The sequence below is a fragment of the Phocaeicola paurosaccharolyticus JCM 15092 genome (assembly GCF_000613805.1).
Taxonomy (GTDB): domain Bacteria; phylum Bacteroidota; class Bacteroidia; order Bacteroidales; family Bacteroidaceae; genus Phocaeicola; species Phocaeicola paurosaccharolyticus.
In genome coordinates this window covers 103,171-123,581 of the sequence record NZ_BAJR01000006.1, presented here as the reverse complement: position 1 = coordinate 123,581, position 20,411 = coordinate 103,171, and the positions used below count along the sequence as shown (strand labels likewise).

Below are 20,411 nucleotides of genomic sequence, written 5' to 3'. Positions count from 1 at the left end.
ACTATTTTATTAGAATTTCATCTGTAAATATAAATCCTCCGAACTTACCACGCTCAGCCTGGTAACGTACGAACCTTGCCTTCATCTTTCCTCTCCAAGAGAAATTTTTGAATGTCACCTTATCATCTTTGACCACTTCATTGGCAATATCCTTTATCACTCTGTACTCTTTACCATCATTAGAAACAGAAATATGCACATTTGCTGGCAAAAAGAGCTCAGGGCCACATATTTGCATGAACTCGGCCCCTATATATTTTATTTTTTTCTCTTTTCCTAAATCTATAACAACATCAAGACCATTAGTATCAATAAATCCTTGCCATCTATGATCTGTATATGACCACCCTCCTCGAATGCCATCAACAAGCGCACTATCTCCACCGGCTGTATATCCGTTATAATATTTCCCCTTAGGCAAATATATGACTTTCTTACCTAAGCCAAGGTGTTTTATTCTCTTCTTAGCCTCTACTCTATTTCCTATTTCGTTTTTAAGGTCAAAAGGGAAATATCCTTTTGACTTCAGGAAGTCCACCGCTTTGATTGCTCTTTTGCGGAAATCTATGAAATCCTTATGTGAGGGGTCGCTCCAAGCAACCTCGGCAAGAGCCAGCAGCCGAGGGTAGACCATCCTTTCCACATCCTTTTCAGTAGGTATATATTCACTCCATAGATTAGCCTGAACACCATAAATTAAATCCGTCTTCTCCTCTGAGATGTTCTCAGGAATAGGGTTATAAGAATAGATCTTTTCCAAAGGTAGGTAACCTCCAATTGCTTCCGGCTGTGTGTCGGGTGCATCCTGATAAGAGTCTATATAGCAGAACTCTCCAGGTGTCATTATAGCTTTATGCCCAGCCTCAATTGCTTTTAATCCACCTTCAACACCCCTCCATGACATCACAGTAGCATTAGGAGCAAGTCCGCCATCAAGAATTTCATCCCATCCAAGTAACTTTCTTCCTTTGGAGTTAAGGAACCTCTCTACTCTGTGAATAAGATAGCTTTGCAGTTCATTATTATCTTTCAGCTTCTCATCGCTAATCCTCTTGCGACATAGTTCGCAATCTCCCCATGAAAGTTTTCCTGCTTCATCTCCCCCAACATGGATATATTCAGATGGAAAAAGAGCCATCACCTCAGTAAGTACATTTTCAAGGAACTCGAAAGTCTTCTCATTTCCCACACAAAAGTCAGACTGCTTGTATGGAACATGAGTACATGAAAGCTCAGGATAGGCAGTGAGAACCTCTTCAGAGTGTGCAGGCATCTCAATCTCAGGAATTATAGTTATAAAATGCTTCTGTGCATATGCTACCAACTCCTTTATATCTTCCTGAGTATAGTATCCTCCGTAAGCACCCGTATCTCCTTCATTCTTGTATAGACGGCCATTATTCCACCAATCTTTCCAAAGTGGTCTGTCTCTCCATGCTGCAAAACTTGTCAGAAGTGGATATCTCTTAATCTCCAGCCTCCACCCAGCAGCATCGGTAAGATGCAGATGAAGTCTGTTAAGCTTATAGTATGCCATAGCATCTATCTGCTTTTTGAGGAAATCCTTTCCAAAAAAATGGCGGGACACATCCAGCATAAGACCACGATACTCAAATCGTGGCAAGTCTGTTATCTCTACACATGGAATCTTTTTATTACCGTAACTCATCTGTAAAAGTGTCTGCACTCCATAGAAGAGCCCGGCACCGGATATTGCTTCAATATCTATCCCTCTCTTAGTCACTCGAAGAGAGTACCCTTCAGGTGAGTCACATCCATTCACTTTATCTACTCTTCTTAATGTAAGAACACCGTTATTTGAAGAGCTCTTTGAGAGTTTCAATGGAGATGATAAAAGGTAATCATAGAGCAAATCTGTCTCATAAGAGTCTGCTGATATGGTCACCCCTTTAAGGAGTGACATATCAAAATTTCCACCTATCCGCTCAACACCTTTTACCACCGGTATGACAGACATTTTACTACTGCCATAAGTTATTGTGCATATAAATAGAAGAATATAGATTATATATTTTCTCATATCCTATATGCAAATATTAGTTGATCTCTATCTCATCAATAAACAGGAAACCATTGTTACCTTTTCCACCATGCCACTCAGGGATTTTGTGCTCAGGAGCTATTTTAATCTTTACAAATTTAGCCTTCTCAGCAGGGAAAGAGATTGTATGGTTATAAAGACCATTTCTGTCACTCTCATTCATCTCAGGATAGTTTTCTTCAGCAACAGTCTTGAATACATTTCCGTCATCCGAAAGAAGAATCTCTGCAGAGCGTGCATCGAAAACCCAGTCACCCTTCTCAACACATGTTGTAAAGTCTACCTTCGATATCTCTTCCTCTTTTGTTAAGTCGATTATTGCTTCCAGATCATTCTTATAGAAAGCAATCCATCTGCCAGTCTTATAGTTTCCATTACCTTTCAGACCATCAACCAATGTCACTGCCCCTTTATACTCATATTGCTTGTTTATAGGTTGGCGCATTGTAATAGGTTTCATACTAGCCTTGCTCATTCCTATGTTCTCAGTTACAGTACGGCTCTTAACACCTTTGCGTATTGAAACAGCCTTGAATGTGCAATCCTTGTCTATATTTAGAACTGATTGGTATAAGTTTGACTTCTCTGTAGGATCGGTTCCATCCAAAGTATAATATATCGGACTGTCATCTATAGTAGAGAGTGTGATGTCAAGTTTTCCACTATCTGTATTAGGAGTGAAATCAGCAAAGACATCAAATATATGGGTTGCATAGTTGTATCCTTTCACCTTGTAAAGTTCTATATAACGTACCAAACGGGACAAGAAATCCTTATAATCCTTATTTTCTGGATTTGACCACTGTACCTCTGATAGAGCTGCAAGACGAGGAAGTTCCATATACTCCACTTGTGAGTATGTAGGGATATACTCGGTCCACAAGTTTGCCTGAACACCTTTTATAAACTTCTGCTCCTCTTTAGTAAGTGATTTTGGCATAGGCTCATAATTGTATACGGTTTCAACAGGAAGGTATCCTCCGATAGCATAAGGTTCGTTCTCTTTATCTTTTGTCTGATAATAGTCGAAATAGAGATAAGTATTCGGAGACATGATTACGTCATGTCCCTGTTTAGCTGCTTCAATGCCACCACCTTCACCTCTCCATGACATAACGGTAGCATTAGGAGCAAGACCTCCCTCAAGAATCTCATCCCATCCAATTATCTGTCTTCCTTTTGAATTAAGGAATTTCTCTGCATGAGAAATGATATAACTCTGCAGCTTCTCTTCTGCAGTATGTTTTTCGTCTGAAACTATGCCCAACTGCTTAATACGAGCCTGACATTTGGGGCAAACCTTCCACTGATCTTTAGGACATTCATCACCACCTACATGAATATATTCTGAAGGAAACATCTGTACAATCTCACCAAGAACATCATCTATAAACTTCAGTGTGGCATCATTCCCCGCACACAACACATTGTCGGAAACACCCCATATAGTCCAAATATCGTATGGGCCACCTGTACATCCCAACTCAGGATAAGCAGCAAGAGCTGCCTGCATATGTCCCGGCATGTCAATCTCAGGAATCACTGTTATATTTCTTTCAGCTGCATATTTTACAATATCCTTTGCCTGTTCCTGAGTATAAAATCCTCCATAAGGTTTTCCATCATATTTTCCAGAGTTATGCCCTATCACGGTCTCTTTTCTCTCTGATCCTTTAGTAATAAGTTCCGGACGGCTCTTTATCTCAATTCTCCATCCTTGGTCATCTGATAAATGCCAATGAAAACGGTTAACATTATGAAGAGCTAACATATCGATGAACTTCTTCACAGAATCTGCAGGGAAGAAATGTCTTGACACATCAAGATGAGCACCTCTATATGCAAATCGAGGATAGTCTTCAATATGGGCTGCAGGCATCTCTACAGATTTGCTAATTCCGGGAGTAAGCGATTTACGTAGAGTCTGTATGCCATAAAAAACTCCGGCCTCAGAACCACCTTTTATTGTGATAGACGATGAGTTAACATCTATGATATAACCCTCTTTATTATCTATCTTGTTATCTACAATAAGATTAATTCCTGTTGAAGCATTACCTGCCTTTACTGATAGTTTCAATCCGATAACCTCTTTAATATAAGAGCTTAAGAACTCTGCATCTTTTTTCAGCTTATCATTTCCTTTAGTATATCTTATGACACTCTTCTTATTTAAGGTAAAAGGTTTTTGATTTTCCACAACCTCAATTTTCTGCGGCATAGGAATTACTCTGTAATCTACATTCGTAGCAAAAGCCTCATTGAAAGAGGTCAAAGTCAGGACCGATGCGAAAAGCCCTGAAAACAATAAATTAAATTTCATAATAGGTTAGATTTATTTTATAACTGTATCGCTCAACTGATGTATCTTGATATTAAAATTATCATTCTTCTTCAACTTATCCGACTTGATTATCACCACTTTTGTCTCCCCCGGCAACAGGTCGAAGAAATTATCGCTGAACCTAGCACCCTGAACAGGAACCTCTATGAACAGATCTTTAGCAAGCTCTTTGCTCTTAACAGTCAACATATACTCGCCATCTGCCTTTTTTAGCTTAGTCTCTATTTTTGCTTTTGGTAGATCCAGATCTTTAGGATAGTTGAAATAGTATTGATCCTTATTTATAATTTCCCCACTCTTATCTTTCAGAGTCATCAATATCAGACTCTCTCTTGGGCTCTTAGCCATGGCGTTGAAATCTGCTTTATGGAAAAGAACCGAACTGTTTGCCTTGATATTGCCCTTAACAATCTCTTTTGCCAACACCTTCCCAGTGAAATCTATAGTCTTCAATTCGAGAGTAACATTGTCATTATCCTCAAGTCTGTCGGATATAATATAGAAGTTTAGGTCATCACCCTCCTTAATTGCGTTTATGATGATTGGAGCGAATGCTCTCTTTGCCTCATAATGCATAGCCTTCCAGTTTCCATAATAGTCAATGCTAGACCAAGATACAACCGGCCAACTATCATTAAGCTGCCAGTAGAGGGTACCCATACAGTATGGCATATTCCTGCGGTGTGCCTCAAAGCCTCTACGCATTCCCTTACCTTGTAGCACCTGACCTACATACACAAAGTCCTCAAACTTCTCGGGAACATTATAGTAAATCCTCATTGTCTTGTCAATAAGTTCATTACCTATTGAGGCTTTTTGATGACCATTCATAACATCCGATTCAATCTGATAGTCCTTCTCTGCGGCAAATGTGGATATAGTCTTCATCTCTGGGAACGACTGGAAACCGTATTCACTCATAAATCTTCCTACCTCTTTATCGAATGCCTCGAAAGGTTTACGCCCATACCAAACTCCCCAGTTATGACTATCTGCAATCTTCCATGACTCAGGAATCCCCCAGTTCGCCTCATAAGGAGAACCGTGCATATAAAATCTGCCTGGATCAAGTTCTTTCACCTTAGCAGGAAGCAGCTGGCGGAATAGTTTGTCGTATCCTTCAAACATCTCCTTCATGATAGATGGGTCGCTGTACTTCTTTTCCCATCCCCAATATCTCAATCCTTCCAGTATTTCGTTGTTTCCGCACCACATGCCTAAACTTGCATGGTTACGCAGACGACGGATATTATAGTAAGCCTCCTCCTCAACTCTCTTCATAAATGTTGGGTCCGAAGGGTATGATGTGCAACCGAAAATGAAATCTTGCCATAACACTATTCCATTTTCATCAGCATATTTATAGAATAGATCGCTCTCGTAAACGCCACCGCCCCATACTCTTATCAAATTCATGTTTGCATCTTTCACATCTGCAAACATTCTCTTTATTCTATCTTCTGTGATATTTGGAAGGAGTGCATCGTCTGGGATATAGTTGGCACCTTTAGCAAACATTGGTTTGCCATTCACACGGAAAAAGAATGACTTTCCATCTTTGTCATCGTCCAAAACTACCTCTATAGTTCTAAGCCCTATCCTCTCCTTTTTCAGAGCTACCTCTTTTCCATTCACAGATATAGTAGCAACACAATCGTAAAGCGCAGCCTCACCCCATCCGTTAGGCCACCACAAGTGTGGGTAATTTATTACTAAAGGAAGAGAGATAGTGTTTTCACCCTTTTGTAGTTTTATCTCTTTCTGAACAGTTACTGCAGGTTCACTTTTATATGAACATTCCAGTTTGACAACAGCATTATCATCAGCAAGGCTGTTTATAGTGAAAATATTGTCTAATTTGGCAACTTTTTCAGTGACACTTTCCTGACGTACATACATATCATCAATAAAAGCATTGTCAAAGAAGGTAAGAGTAACAGGTCGCCAAAGACCACTTGTTACAAGACGTATACCCCAGTCCCATCCGTAGCTATAAGGAGCCTTTCGTGAGTATACACTCACTTTATTCTCGCTATGGTCATTATCAGCAGGATACTGGAATCCTTGAGTTTCAAGCTGAGGAAGAGTCATCTTTATTGGAGAGTGGAAAAGTATCTGGAGATTATTCTCCCCTTTTCTAAGGAAGCCTTTTACAGGAATAGTGTAACCAACAAACATATTGTCTGTGCGCTTTATCAATGCACCATTTAAGTAGATGTCTGCATAAGTATCAACACCTTCAAAATTCAGAATGGCACCTTGATAATTCATCTCATTATCGGTAATATTGAATGATGTCCGGTAAGCCCAATCTTCATTCTCTACCCATTGTACTTTATTCTCATTCAATCCATAAAAAGGATCAGGCAAAAGGTCATGATCAATCAAATCCTGATGAACAGTTCCCGGAACTTTTGCCGACATCCATTCACCTTTACCGACTTGTTTAAATTCCCATTTGCAATCATCAAGATTGACTATTTTAATAGATCCTGCCATAATACAATTTAACTGAAATAGAAATAGAGTAAAAAACAGAATTTTCAATTGTTTCATAATATATTATCAATTCATAGTTAAGAATGTAAATGTATTTTATTTAGGTGAAATTAAGAAATTAAGCCGATAATTATTTATTAATTTAACGATTTAATGTCATTTTCTTTAAAAGCCCTACACTATTTAAAAAACTATTTTAAGAACATAGAGCGTATCTAAATAAGCCTTTTAAGAATTAGATATGATTTGTTGATGATTAAATGATATATCAGAATATAGGAAAGTTCAATTGAAGCTCCCTTATTTCTTTACATAAAGTACTCTATTTATGGGCGTTACATGATATAATCATCAGATGGCGACGGCAGCCATTCAGACGCCGACGGCAAACGATCGGACGGCGACGCCAACCTATTAGACGGCGACGGCAAACGAACAAAACATTGACTAGTTGTTCAAAATATCTAAATATAAAATCGAAATTGATAAGCTATGCTTTCTGATAATGGTTATAAGAAAATATGAGGTTTTTCCTCTGAAGAATATTGAATTTACTTGAAGCCCAACATTATATTGGAGAATAATAGGATATAAAGAGGTAGTCAGAATTTCTATCAGTACGCCCGATGAGATTCGAACTCATATCGTCGGAACCGGAATCCGATATTCTATCCATTGAACTACGGGCGCTTTTTGTTTGCGACAAAAGTATAAAATATATCCATCCTTTCCAACCGGAAAGCACTTTAGGCAATAAAAAAGACATTTGTCAATTTTAACTACAAAAAGATCAAATTATAAGCCTCTTTTGGTTTCCATATGTTATTTTGCGTACTACTATTATTTTTTTTGCATCATTTTGACAATATTTTACCCTCATTTTCTATCATTATAATAATTAATTTATATATTTGCCGACATTTAAAAAAATATTAATAATAAAGTTGACATAATGAGTTACCTTATAAAGCCCCGAAAGTATAAAGCAATATTAGATTTAAAGCAAACAGAATTGGGGATTAAACAGATCAAAGAGTTCTTCCAACAGAACTTATCTTCAGAATTAAGATTAAGAAGAGTCACTGCTCCTCTATTCGTTCTTAAAGGAATGGGAATAAACGACGATCTAAACGGAACTGAAAGAGCTGTGTCATTTCCAATTAAAGACTTGGGTGAGTCAAAGGCGGAGGTAGTACACTCTCTGGCTAAATGGAAAAGACTTACTCTAGCAGAATATAATATTGATCCCGGATATGGTATCTATACAGATATGAATGCTATCCGTGCTGACGAGGAGTTAGGTAACCTTCACTCACTATATGTTGACCAATGGGACTGGGAAAGAGTAATCACTAAAGAGCAGAGAACAATTGATTTCTTAAAACAGATAGTTGTAAGAATATATGCAGCTATGCGCAGAACAGAATATATGATCTGTGAGATGTATCCTCAGATTAAATCATTCCTAGCTCACGACATAACTTTCATACACTCTCAAGAGCTATTGGATATGTATCCTGACAAGACTCCAAAAGAGCGTGAAGACGCAATAACAAAGAAATTTGGATCCGTTTTCATCATCGGAATAGGTAACAAATTGAGCGATGGAAAAGAACATGATTTAAGAGCTCCTGACTATGACGACTGGACTACAATAGATAAATCTACAGGATTAGCCGGTCTTAATGGAGACCTGTTGGTATGGGATGATGTCCTTGAAAGAGCTATAGAGCTATCTTCTATGGGAATAAGAGTTGATAAGGAAGCCCTTCTGAAACAACTTAAAATGACCAGACAAGAAAAGAGAAAAGAACTTTATTTTCACAAAAGACTATTGGATGAAACACTACCTCTAAGTATTGGCGGTGGCATAGGTCAGTCAAGACTATGCATGCTGTTTCTGAGAAAAGGTCATATCGGAGAGATTCAAGCAAGTATTTGGCCTGAAGAGATGAGACAGGAGTGTGAAAAAATAGGAATGTTGCTTATATAGATAATATATATATTATAATGATAGGGTGGCGATTTCGTCACCCTATCATTTTATAGATTCAGCTTATAAGCATCATATCAAACAATTACACTACCCACTGCCCTATCCTATTATAGAATTCCTGTTCGACTTTATATTGTTTCTCACCTATTTTTTCCTGCAACATAAATAAAAAACAGATAATTCATAAAATATTTCTCCGCATGTTTGGTTTATATTATAAACTACTTTATATTTGTACCAGTTAAGCTTAACAGAGTTAATTCATTAATTATTTAATTTAATTTTATATGAAATTTATGGAAGATCGTATATTAAACAACAGCGAGTCTCTTGAACTTATATCAAGCATGATTAAAAACACTCAAGAGAAGATAACAAAGAATTCAGGTACACCTTTTCTTATTTGGGGTTACACTACAATAATTATATCTCTTCTTGTATGGGGTCTCAGTAAATACACCTTATGCGGTTGGTCTCAAGCATTATGGTTTGCCCTACCGATAATTGCATTTCCACTAACATTGTTATCTCAGAGAAAGAAGAAGGTATATGTAAAAACATTTGTCGATTCAGTAATCAGTAAGATATGGATTATATTTGGTGTAGCAGGTTTCATAGTCACCATATTGGCTTTTCTCTCACCTGTACTTGGTGTTACATCTATGCCTATCCTTTTCTCAGTATTATTATTGATGGCTATGGGCACAGCACTTACCGGATTAGTTATAAAATTTAATATCCTTACAATCTGCGGTATAGTATCAATGTTTCTAAGTTCTGCTTGCCTTATATATAGAGGTTTGGATAGTATTCTTGTTTTTTCAGCAATATTTTTCATAATGATGGTTATTCCTGGACACATTTTGAACAGCAAAGCAAATAAAAATGTTTAAGGAGCTGAACCCACTGCTACACTCTGAACTGAGATTGGCAATAATGTCTATTCTCATATCTGTTGAGGAGGCTGACTTTGTATACATAAAAGAACAGACTAAAGCCACCGCAGGAAATCTGAGTGTACAGATCGACAAATTGAGCAATGCAGGTTATATTAGCGTAGTAAAAGGTTTTTCCGGGAAGAAGCCGAGGACTACATGCAGTATAACCACTGAAGGAAAAGTTGCTTTTGAAGAGTACGTAGAGAATTTAAAGGAGTATTTAAAGATATAATTATAAAAAGATATACTTTTGTAAAGAGAGAAAAATAGGTGTATCTCTATAATTAGTGAAAAATGGATGTTAAAATAGACGAAAGCTGGAAGAAGCATCTGGCTCCTGAGTTTCAGAAAGAGTATTTCAAAAAGCTTACTGATTTTGTAAGAGAAGAGTATCATACGACACGTATATACCCTCCGGGCAACCTAATATTCAATGCATTTAATCTTTGCCCTTTCGACAAGGTAAAGGTTGTGATAATAGGACAAGATCCATATCATGGACCAGGACAAGCTCACGGCCTCTGTTTCTCAGTAAACGATGGTGTACAGTTTCCTCCATCACTTCAGAATATTTTTAAAGAGATAAAAAGTGATATAGGTAGTCCTATTCCTACAACCGGAAATTTGACACGCTGGGCTCAGCAAGGTGTATTACTGCTAAACGCAACTCTTACAGTAAGGGAACATCAAGCAGGCTCACACCAGAAAAAAGGATGGGAAGAGTTCACCGATGCAGCTATTCAATCATTGGCACAGGAGAAAGAGCATCTGGTGTTCATACTCTGGGGTGCTTATGCCCAGAAGAAAGGAGCTTTTATCGACAGAGAAAGACATCTTGTCTTATCCTCAGCACATCCATCTCCTCTATCTGCTTATAACGGATTCTTTGCCAACAGACATTTCAGCAGAACAAATGAATATCTTGTTGCAAATAGAGAGACACCTATCGAATGGTAATATCGGTATAGTTTATATAATTAAATAGCCTGATGACGACATCAGGCTATTTTTAATTATAATAATCTCCTAATATCAGATAAAGATATACTTCAACATAAATATTATTGCAAGTACATACATTGTTATGGTTATCTTCTTGAAGTTGCCACATAATACATTAAGAACTACATAACATATCATTCCAAGCAGAATACCATCTGAAATAGAATAAGCCAAAGGCATCATAACGATACATACAAATGCAGGAATTGATTCAGAGAAATCATCCAAGTCAATATTCTTGATTGGAGATAACATGAAAAGACCTACTATTATAAGCACCGGAGAAGTAGCTGCTGCTGGTATTGATAGGAATAGTGGTGAAAAAAGAAGTGCAATAGTGAAGCATACTGCAACTACGAAAGAGGTAAGACCTGTTCTACCACCTTGTGCTACACCGGCAGCACTCTCTACATATGTAGTTGTTGTAGATGTACCATAGCATGCACCAGCACATGTAGCAATAGCATCTGCCATGAATGCCTCTTTCACTCTAGGAATTTTTCCTTCGGGAGTAAGCATGTTTGCTTTAGTAGATACACCGACTAAAGTTCCTATTGTATCGAACATATCAATAAAGAGGAATGTAAATACAATAACAACCATATCCAAAGAAAGTATTCTGTCCCACTCGAACTTCATGAATATTGGATCCAAAGAGTCTGGTACAGACATGATACCACTGTAGTGAGTAAGACCCATAGGAATACCTATTATAGCGGTAATAAGTATACCCCATAGCAGACCTCCCTTTACATTCTTAGCAATGAAGACTCCTGTAATGATAAGGCCTATCATAGCAAGCATTGGAGCTCCCGATGTAATATCACCAAGACTTACAAGAGTTGCATCATTCTTTACAATTACACCTGCATTTTGTAAGCCGATGAATGCAATGAAAAGGCCGATACCTGCTCCGATAGCATTCTTAAGACTGGCAGGTATAGCATTGACAATAGCCTCACGTAGATTAGTAAGTGTAAGTATCACAAATATCAGACCTTCAATAAGGATTGCAGTAAGAGCAAATTGCCAAGAGTGGCCAAGGCCTAAACATACAGTAAATACAAAGAATGCATTAAGTCCCATACCTGGAGCAAGAGCAAAAGGAAGTTTTGCCCATAATGACATTATCAGAGTGCCGGTTATGGCAGCAAGTGCTGTTGCAGTAAATACTGAGCCGGCAGGCATTCCACAAGCAGTAAACATGCTTGGGTTTACAGCAAGAATGTATGCCATAGTCAGGAATGTTGTAATACCTGCTATAATTTCAGTTTTGAGTTTATTCTTAGTCGGGTCAAATCCGAATAGTTTTTGTAACATATATAGATAAGTTTAGATTGTTTAGAATGTCCATTTTGCAGCAGCAGTAGGGATAACATAACTTCTATTATTTGATACTCCCTTACCATATACAAAGTTGCTACTTATTTCGACTTCTGTACCTAAACTAAGGTTAAACTTCTTATTTACCCCCTTAAGAGCATTAAGGTTAACCCAGAACTGAGGCTCGCTAAGGAAAATCAGATTACCACTTACAGTATTGTCATGCCACAAGTCAGCAAATCCACTGAATGTACAAGCACCTTTTGCAAAGGTAGTACTCCATACACCTGTCAACTGCCAGTTGTGATGTATTCCTCTGTATTTAGAACCTTGGATATACTTATACATCAGCTGTATAGAGTATGTTTTTGAGAAATCGGCACTGTGACCGTTGAAAGCAGGACCGATAAGATAAGCGTTGTTGTATGAACCAAACTTGCTAAGACCACCATCATACTCAATGTGAGCTGCAAAACCTTTTTTACCAAGATTGAATTCTCTTGATATTTCCCAATAAGCACTCTGCACTCCGCTATGTGCATAGTCAAAATCAACGAAGAAGAATGTGTTACCCCAAGAGTCTGGTTTAAACATTTCCACTGTACTAGTTAGTGTTGGACGATCTTCAAGTTTATCACTCAATACATTGCCTAAATCACGATGAAGTTGAATGTTCTGAGCAGAAGTTGTAAAAGCCATGCCTATCATAGCAAATACAAGTAATAAGCTTTTTTTCATAATTATATTGTATTATTTATATGTGATTATACTTCAAGATTCATTGATGTATCTCCTACCTGATTCTTACCAAATTCGTAATCCTTGCCTGGAAGAATTGCATTAAGAAGTATTCCTACTATTGCTGCAACAGCAAGTCCGGATAGATTGGTAAAGCCAATTGAGATAGAAGAAGATTTAGTACCATACTGAATACCGATTGCAAGCACAAGAATTAGTGCTGCTATTATAACATTTCTTGATTTTGTAAAATCAACCTGATTCTCAACAACATTTCTTACACCGATAGCAGAAATCATTCCATAAAGTACCAAAGAAACACCTCCCATTGTTGCAGTCGGCATAGCACTTACAAGTGCAGCAAACTTAGGGCTAAAAGAGAATATTATGGCAAATATTGCAGCTAAGCGGATAACTTTCGGATCGAAAACCTTAGTAAGATTCAATACACCGGTATTCTCTCCATATGTAGTATTTGCAGGAGCGCCGAAGAGTGAAGCCATTGATGTGGCAAGACCATCTCCCAATAGAGTACGATGAAGGCCCGGTTCTGAAAGATAGTTTCTTCTTGCTGTAGATGAAATAGCACAAATATCACCGATATGTTCTACTATTGTAGCTAGTGAAATAGGCATTATAGTAAGAATAGAAGCAATGAGTAAGCTATAGTTAGGATTCATTATCACCGGCAATACAGTATCTTGCTGCTGAAAAGGAAATCCAAATAGTGGAGCAGATGCAACTGAAGAGAAGTCAGCTTCTCCGGCAATTGCTGCTATTAGATATGAACCTACTACTCCAAGAAGAATAGGAATAATCTTTATCATTCCCTTGCCCCATATGTTTGCAAGGATGACTATTGCAATAGCTACCAAAGCTATAAGCCAGTTTGATTCACAACTAGCTACAGCTGTTCCCGAAAGTGTTAAACCAATGCTGATAATGATAGGTCCTGTTACGATTGGTGGGAAGAATTTCATAACCTTCTTTGTTCCATAACTCTTTATCAGAGCAGCTACAATGAAATATACAAATCCGGCAAAAAAGACACCGATGCAAGCATATGGCAATGCTTCAGCCTGTGAAAGATTGTATTCTTTGCCCAATGTCACTACTGTAGCATATCCCCCAAGGAAAGCGAAAGATGATCCTAAGAAAGCAGGTACCTTATACTTTGTAATCATATGGAAAAGAAGCGTGCCTAATCCAGCGAAAAGAAGAGTTGATGATACAGACAATCCTGTAATAGCAGGCACCAAAACTGTCGCGCCAAACATTGCAAACATATGTTGCAAACCTAGCAATAACATTTTGGCACGACCAAGAGAACGAGCATCATAAATGCCGTCCTCATTTGTTTGTGTGAGTCCCATTTATTTTGTTTTTGATTAATGATTAATAAAAAAGTATTTTTCAAATAGTATATTAATATCAATACCAGTTAACAGCACTACCTGTATTACTTCTCTGATCCCACTTAAGTGCATCTGTTAGCATACCTGATAAAGCACGTATACTGAAATTGTATGAAGTAAAAGGTTTAAGTACTACACCACAAGACATAGTGAAACAGTGTAAATCTCTTGTTATGTTAAAAGAAGTCATGGAAACCTCTTTCGTATTGAAATCGTATCCTGATGTACCACTTATATTCCAACGGCTTCCTAACTTAATATTTCCATTTACATTCAATGAGTGTGTTACAGAATATGGGTAACGCATACTCTTTATATTTATCTGTTTTCTTCTGTCTTCAGCAATACTATATGAATAGCTCAGATTTATTGACCAAGGCATCTTAAAGGCTAGATATCCGTCAGGATCTATTTTTGCATTCTCAGTCTTTCGGATATTCGATTTGTTCTCCTCATCTTTCATATCCGTCTCTTCATCCTGATCTTCCAAAGCTTTATTATCTTTTTTCTCCTTATCTTCCTCTTTATCACCTTTCTTAAAGAGTTTTGTCCATGTCTCATTATTCAGGGTATAGGCAAATGAACCACTATATCCACGGAAACGTCCAAAACGGCCATACGACCACTCTGTACGATTACCAACAATCACATTACCCGACTTGTCGAATGTATATGCATAAGTTGCAAAAGAAGCATTCATATTGAATGTATAACTCTTTGTCAACTTTAATCGAAGGTTCATACTAAGGTCACTCCATGGCTGATATTTTGCAGCAGTATTATAAGATATATTTGCAGACAACTGGTCTATAAGACTGATCTTCTTGACACCGGTAGAGTCTTTGTCCGACTTAACCTTCATCTCAATATTATTATCAATACCAAAGTTGACAACTCCGCTACGACCTGATCCCGGTACTCCGAAAGGAGCTCCTTCGAAATGAGAGTATCTAACTGAGTCTACTTGTCCGTACTTGTCAGTATATGAATATTGACCATAGTAACCATAGTCTAAACTACCGAAGTCTGGAGAATAGCTAAATCCAATTCTAGGAGTTACTACGTGACGTATTGCCTCAATCTTATCTCCAAACAGTTTTTTCCATGGTTTATAGAAACCATAGAGCTTAGTATTTATATCTAAGCTGGTATCATAGTTGTAAACACGGTAAAATCCGTTTTCATATGTCTTCTCTACAGTCTGAGTCTCTTGATTGTAGTTCTGATTAAGCTTTTTAAGATACCAACGTTCTGTATAGTTCAAAGATGGGACAACATTAATATATTTAAATAGATTGAATGTTGCACTTACAGGAATGCTATGCTGCATACCATTAGTCCAACTGCTTATACCTTTCTTAAGAATTAAGTTATCCTTAGTTCTTATAGAGTTGGTCAATCGTCCTGTATATTGAACAGATATTTTCTCGTACCACTTCTCTTGACCTACAGCTTTCTTCCTTTTGAATGGGTAGAAACGGGCCAAGTTAATGTCCAAGTCGGGAAGACGAACACTTATTGAAGAGTCTCTGGTATTCTGCTCGATATTAAAAGTACTTGATAAAGTAAGGCCTATATCAGGAAATGTCCTTGAATAGTTCACGCTGGAAGTCTTGACATTATTCGAGAACTGCTGAGGGTTATAAAGGCTGCTCAGGCTACGGCGGTCATAGCTACTTGTTGCAAAGTTAACGTTTGCCGAAAATGTCGAATTTGGATTAGCTTTCTGATCCTGTCTGTGGCTCCAACTTATTCTGAAGTCTTTTGTAACAGAGTAGTCCGGTAGGTTCTGATCACCAGTCTTTGTTATCATGTAGCTACCGTTGAAAGATCCGCTGTACTTATAGCGTTTGTTATAATTGGACTGTGCAGAGAGCCCCCATGACCCCTTAGTGAATAGTTCACCTAACACCTTAAGGTCCATCTTGTCACTTATTGCAAAGTAGTATCCTCCATCGCGGAGATAGAATCCTCGGTTATTATCATATCCGTAAGTCGGCATTATAAAACCTGAAGAGTAGCTGCTGGTGAAAGGGAAGAATCCAAAAGGAATAGCTATTGGCAACGGTACATCACCCACTACAAGGTTAGCTGGTCCGAAAACAGCATTCTTCTTTGGTTTAACCTTTGCCATTGATAGCTGTAGGTAAAAATGGGGATGAGCATGATTATCACATGTAGTATAGCGACCACGAGTAAGGAATATCTCATCATTAGCATTTTTCTTTGACTCCTGACTTGTTATATACCTCGCCTTGTTGTGTGACAATATTGTTTATGAAACCTTTCTTTGTCTTGAAGTTATATCTCATCTCCTTTGATTCATAAGGAGTTTCTCCATCTTTAAAAACAGGTGTACCCTTCTCCACTCCGGTAGAATCTTTTACTCCTCGCGCAAATACAGTGCTACTGTCCATGTTCATGGAGATGGCATCGGCGGTAAGTTCTATCTTTTCATAGTTTACCTTACCGGCTCCAAAAAGATGAGCAAATCCATCTTCAGTGAAGACAATAGAGTCGTTTGCTTCATAAGCAACAGGAGCATCAAGAGCTGATTTTTTCTTTTTCTGTACACTATCAGTACTAAGTGAATCTACTTTTGTTGAGTCAACTTTAGTAGTATCTATTTTGCGGGAAGAGATATTTCGATTAGTTCGCTGAGCTACTGAGTTGAAAGTCAGCAACAGAAGCAAGGATATAAATATAAAAGATGAAGATCTATGTCGTTTTAATGGCGTCATTATATTTTCTTTACGCTTTAAGATGCAAAATTAATCAATATGCATAAATAATAAAGAAAATGGTCGTAAATAAATTCGTTTAAAATATTAAAGAAATTCTCTACACCATCTGTCAAACCTTTCAATTCCATCATCACCGAATTTCAGAAGGCTCTTGCGAGCCTTCTCTACAGTTTTTTCATTCTGCAACTTAGTCTTAGAAAAGAACTTATCAGCAAAACATATCACCTGTTCCTCAAGTGAAAGGGGAAGCATATCTCTATGTGGAATAGGTAGATTGTTATCTATAATGTTTTGCATTGTAATTCCGGCACCTGTATGGCGCTCGCATACCAGTGCGTGTTTAGGATAACCCTCCTTCCTAAGAATTTCGGCACCAAGTATTCCATGGCATATATAAGGAGACTCTCCGAAACAGTATATTCCGGAAGCATTAGTAAAGATTATGCCGATATCATGAAGCATCGCTGCCTCATAAAGAAAATCTTTATCTAAATTGAGTTCCGGGTGATTATTCGCTATCTGAATTGCTTTATCTGCTACAGACTTGCTATGAGTGATGAGAATATCTTTACAATCGTTATTTTCTGAATAATATTTATTTATAATAGACAAAGCATCCATGTTTTAAATTTAATTTTAAATTTGTGCAATGATAATAAATAATCAGCACATAGAATGAAGATACGCTCAGTTTTACTTACATATATCTTATTTATATCAATATTCTCATCTGCTCAAAATATTCATACAGGGGCAGAACAAATGGATAAGCTTATACCTTTATTAAAGGGGAAAAGCGTTGGGCTTGTTGTAAACCACTCTTCTTTAATTGGTTCAACAGGAACACATTTGCTTGACACTCTATTGAGTCAAAATATTAAAGTCAAGAAGATCTTTGCCCCGGAGCATGGGTTCCGTGGGACAGCCGATGCAGGCGAGCATATCAGTAATGGCAAGGATAAAAAAAGTGGCTTACCTATTATATCACTATATGGGAAGAACAAGAAACCCACATCAACACAGTTGAAAGATATTGACATTTTACTTTTTGACATACAAGATGTAGGGGCACGTTTCTTTACTTATATAAGTACCATGCACTATGTAATGGAGCTTGTGCCAAAAACGACAAGCCACTTATAATAACGGACAGACCAAATCCATGCGACTATGTAGATGGTCCTGTAAGGAAAGACTTCCTAAAAAGTTTTGTTTCTCTAGACCCTATACCTCTGTTGCATGGGTGCACTATAGGAGAACTTGCAAACATGATCAATGAAGAGGGTTGGCTAGACAAAGGGCTGAAAGCTCGGATAACAGTGATACCAATAATAGGCTGGAAGCACTCCGACCCATATTCTCCAACTGTAAAGCCCTCTCCCAACCTTCCAAATGAAACGGCTGTTGCTTTCTATCCATCACTTTGTCCTTTTGAAGGTACTGCTATAAGTGTAGGTAGAGGTACAAAATATCCTTTTCAGGTAATAGGATCACCTGATATAAAAGTATACACTTATAGTTTCACACCACGTTCCATGAATGGATTTGACAAAAATCCTCTATACAAAGACAGGAAATGTTTTGGCAACAACCTTAGGAACATTAATCCACCTAAAGGATTAAGTCTTCAATACATTATAAGCTATTATAAAGAGTACAAGAAAAATGGTAAGGGAAACTCATTCTTCACTCGTCCAAAATGGTTTGACACACTGATGGGAGACAGCTTGGTAAGGAAGATGATAATAGATGGAGCTGACGAGAGACAGATAGAGGCTTCATGGGAAGGTGATCTTAACAGATATAAGGAAATTCGAAATAAATATTTACTATATTAATATTTTAATCTAAATATTATGCTTAAAACAGTACGAGTCACAGCAGCTATTATTTTTTTCACGATAATAAGCTTGCTCTTCCTCGATTTCACAGGAACACTCCACCAATGGTTCGGATGGCTGGCAAAGATACAGCTCGTTCCGGCAATTCTTTCGGTAAATGTAATAGTAATAGTTCTGTTACTTATCCTTACCTTGCTTTTCGGCAGAATATACTGCTCTGTGATATGCCCTCTTGGAGTTATGCAGGATATATTCACATGGTTTGGAGGTAAAGCAAAGAAAAACAGATTTTCTTTCTCTCCTGCAATATCATGGCTAAGATATCTTATGCTTGCCATATTCATAATATGTCTAGTTGCAGGAGTACATTTCATTGTATCAATCCTTGAGCCATATAGCGCTTATGGACGCATTGCTTCAAACCTTATGTCACCTATATACGACTGGGGTAACAATCTCTTTGCATATCTTGCAGAGCGCTACAACAGCTATGCTTTCTACAGCGTTGATGTATGGATAAAGAATTGGATTGTCTTATCGGTTGCAATAGTCACTATAGGTTTACTTTTCGTACTTGCATTCTTAAATGGAAGAAGCTATTGCAATACAATATGTCCGGTGGGTACTTTTTTAGGGCTCATTTCCAAATTTTCTCTTTTCCGTCCAACAATTGATACAACGCAGTGCAACGGTTGCGGATTATGTGCCCGCAACTGTAAGTGTTCATGCATAGATAACAAGAAACATGTTATAGATTATTCACGCTGTGTTGTTTGTATGGACTGCATAGGAAAGTGCAAGAGAAATGCTATAAAATACAAGCTAAGAATAGACTCCGGCAAAAAGGCAAAAAACGATGAAGGGAAACCTGAAATTATTGATAAAGGAAAGAGAGTATTTCTCTCTTCATCAGCCATAATTGCAGTCAGCACTATCATTAGTGCACAGGAAAAGAAGGTTGATGGAGGGCTGGCAATCATTAAAGATAAAAAGGCAAGAGAAAACGTAACGAAAATAACTCCTCCCGGATCACCCAGCATAAAACACTTGGCACAACATTGTACTGCTTGCCAACTCTGTATTAATTCCTGTCCTAACGATGTTCTACACCCGTCGACTGAACTAGAGACATTCATGCAACCTATCATGAAGTTCGATAAAGGATATTGCCGACCTGAATGTAATGAATGTTCAAGTGTATGTCCTACAGGAGCTATAAGACCTATAACTATTGAGGATAAGAGTGCAGAACAGATAGGCCATGCCGTATGGGTAGCCGAAATGTGTATAGCAAATACTGAAGGCGTTTCATGTGGAAACTGCGGAAGACACTGTACCACAGGTGCTATACATATGGTACCACCTAAGGAAGCAAAAAGTGAAGAGATACTTATTCCTGCTATTGACACCGAAAAGTGCATAGGATGTGGTGCTTGTGAAAACTTATGTCCCGTTAGTCCACTTAGCGCTATATATGTTACTGGTCATGAACGTCATAGAAAAATCTAG

At 37.7% G+C, this 20,411-nt stretch carries 12 protein-coding genes, 1 tRNA gene and 2 pseudogenes; 6 read left to right on the top strand and 9 right to left on the bottom strand.

The window, feature by feature from the left end:
* Position 1: 1 nt before the first annotated feature.
* The 4 genes from JCM15092_RS04850 to JCM15092_RS04835 all read right to left on the bottom strand — a co-directional run bounded on the left by JCM15092_RS04850 (position 2) and on the right by JCM15092_RS04835 (position 7,595).
* A complete protein-coding gene (locus tag JCM15092_RS04850; RefSeq protein WP_024993675.1) occupies positions 2–2,041 on the bottom strand; it encodes a glycoside hydrolase family 20 protein in 2,040 nt (679 codons plus the stop codon).
* A gap of 16 nt (positions 2,042–2,057) precedes the next feature.
* The gene (locus JCM15092_RS04845) at positions 2,058–4,385 is read right to left on the bottom strand and encodes a beta-N-acetylhexosaminidase (protein ID WP_024993674.1); all 2,328 of its coding nucleotides are present in this window, start codon (positions 4,383–4,385) and stop codon (positions 2,058–2,060) included.
* A 12-nt stretch (positions 4,386–4,397) separates the two neighbouring features.
* Positions 4,398–6,905 carry a beta-mannosidase gene (locus tag JCM15092_RS04840; RefSeq protein ID WP_235782274.1) on the bottom strand — a complete coding sequence of 836 codons (2,508 nt, stop codon included), beginning with the start codon at positions 6,903–6,905 and terminating at the stop codon, positions 4,398–4,400.
* 618 nt (positions 6,906–7,523) lie between these two features.
* A tRNA-Arg gene (locus tag JCM15092_RS04835) sits at positions 7,524–7,595 on the bottom strand.
* A gap of 262 nt (positions 7,596–7,857) precedes the next feature.
* On the opposite strand from JCM15092_RS04835, the gene asnA reads away from it, so the two are divergent.
* The 4 genes from asnA to JCM15092_RS04815 all read left to right on the top strand — a co-directional run bounded on the left by asnA (position 7,858) and on the right by JCM15092_RS04815 (position 10,796).
* Positions 7,858–8,898, top strand: coding sequence for an aspartate--ammonia ligase (gene asnA / locus JCM15092_RS04830; RefSeq protein WP_024993672.1), 1,041 nt, complete (start codon positions 7,858–7,860; stop codon positions 8,896–8,898).
* A 290-nt stretch (positions 8,899–9,188) separates the two neighbouring features.
* Complete coding sequence (locus tag JCM15092_RS04825; protein ID WP_334166400.1) at positions 9,189–9,794, top strand: hypothetical protein; 606 nt, start codon at positions 9,189–9,191, stop codon at positions 9,792–9,794.
* The gene (locus tag JCM15092_RS04820) at positions 9,787–10,071 is read left to right on the top strand and encodes a winged helix-turn-helix domain-containing protein (RefSeq protein ID WP_024993670.1); all 285 of its coding nucleotides are present in this window, start codon (positions 9,787–9,789) and stop codon (positions 10,069–10,071) included. The genes JCM15092_RS04825 and JCM15092_RS04820 overlap by 8 nt, the downstream gene beginning before the upstream one ends.
* Positions 10,072–10,133: 62 nt before the next feature.
* Positions 10,134–10,796, top strand: a complete 663-nt coding sequence (locus JCM15092_RS04815) for a uracil-DNA glycosylase (protein ID WP_024993669.1) — start codon at positions 10,134–10,136, stop codon at positions 10,794–10,796.
* 75 nt (positions 10,797–10,871) lie between these two features.
* On the opposite strand, the gene JCM15092_RS04810 is transcribed toward JCM15092_RS04815, so the two are convergent.
* The 5 genes and pseudogenes from JCM15092_RS04810 to JCM15092_RS04790 all read right to left on the bottom strand — a co-directional run bounded on the left by JCM15092_RS04810 (position 10,872) and on the right by JCM15092_RS04790 (position 17,682).
* Entirely contained in the window at positions 10,872–12,161 is a 1,290-nt protein-coding gene (locus tag JCM15092_RS04810; protein WP_024993668.1) for an NCS2 family permease, read from the bottom strand.
* A gap of 21 nt (positions 12,162–12,182) precedes the next feature.
* Entirely contained in the window at positions 12,183–12,902 is a 720-nt protein-coding gene (locus JCM15092_RS04805) for a nucleoside-specific channel-forming Tsx family protein (protein WP_024993667.1), read from the bottom strand.
* Positions 12,903–12,928: 26 nt separating this feature from the next.
* Positions 12,929–14,275, bottom strand: a complete 1,347-nt coding sequence (locus JCM15092_RS04800; RefSeq protein ID WP_024993666.1) for a uracil-xanthine permease family protein — start codon at positions 14,273–14,275, stop codon at positions 12,929–12,931.
* Positions 14,276–14,333: 58 nt separating this feature from the next.
* Positions 14,334–17,058, bottom strand: a pseudogene (locus tag JCM15092_RS14985) (putative LPS assembly protein LptD).
* Between the two features lie 87 nt (positions 17,059–17,145).
* The gene (locus JCM15092_RS04790; RefSeq protein WP_024993665.1) at positions 17,146–17,682 is read right to left on the bottom strand and encodes an HD domain-containing protein; all 537 of its coding nucleotides are present in this window, start codon (positions 17,680–17,682) and stop codon (positions 17,146–17,148) included.
* A 54-nt stretch (positions 17,683–17,736) separates the two neighbouring features.
* Here JCM15092_RS04790 and JCM15092_RS14980 point away from each other — a divergent pair.
* Positions 17,737–18,899, top strand: a pseudogene (locus JCM15092_RS14980) (exo-beta-N-acetylmuramidase NamZ family protein).
* A gap of 18 nt (positions 18,900–18,917) precedes the next feature.
* Positions 18,918–20,411 carry a 4Fe-4S binding protein gene (locus tag JCM15092_RS04780; protein WP_024993664.1) on the top strand — a complete coding sequence of 498 codons (1,494 nt, stop codon included), beginning with the start codon at positions 18,918–18,920 and terminating at the stop codon, positions 20,409–20,411.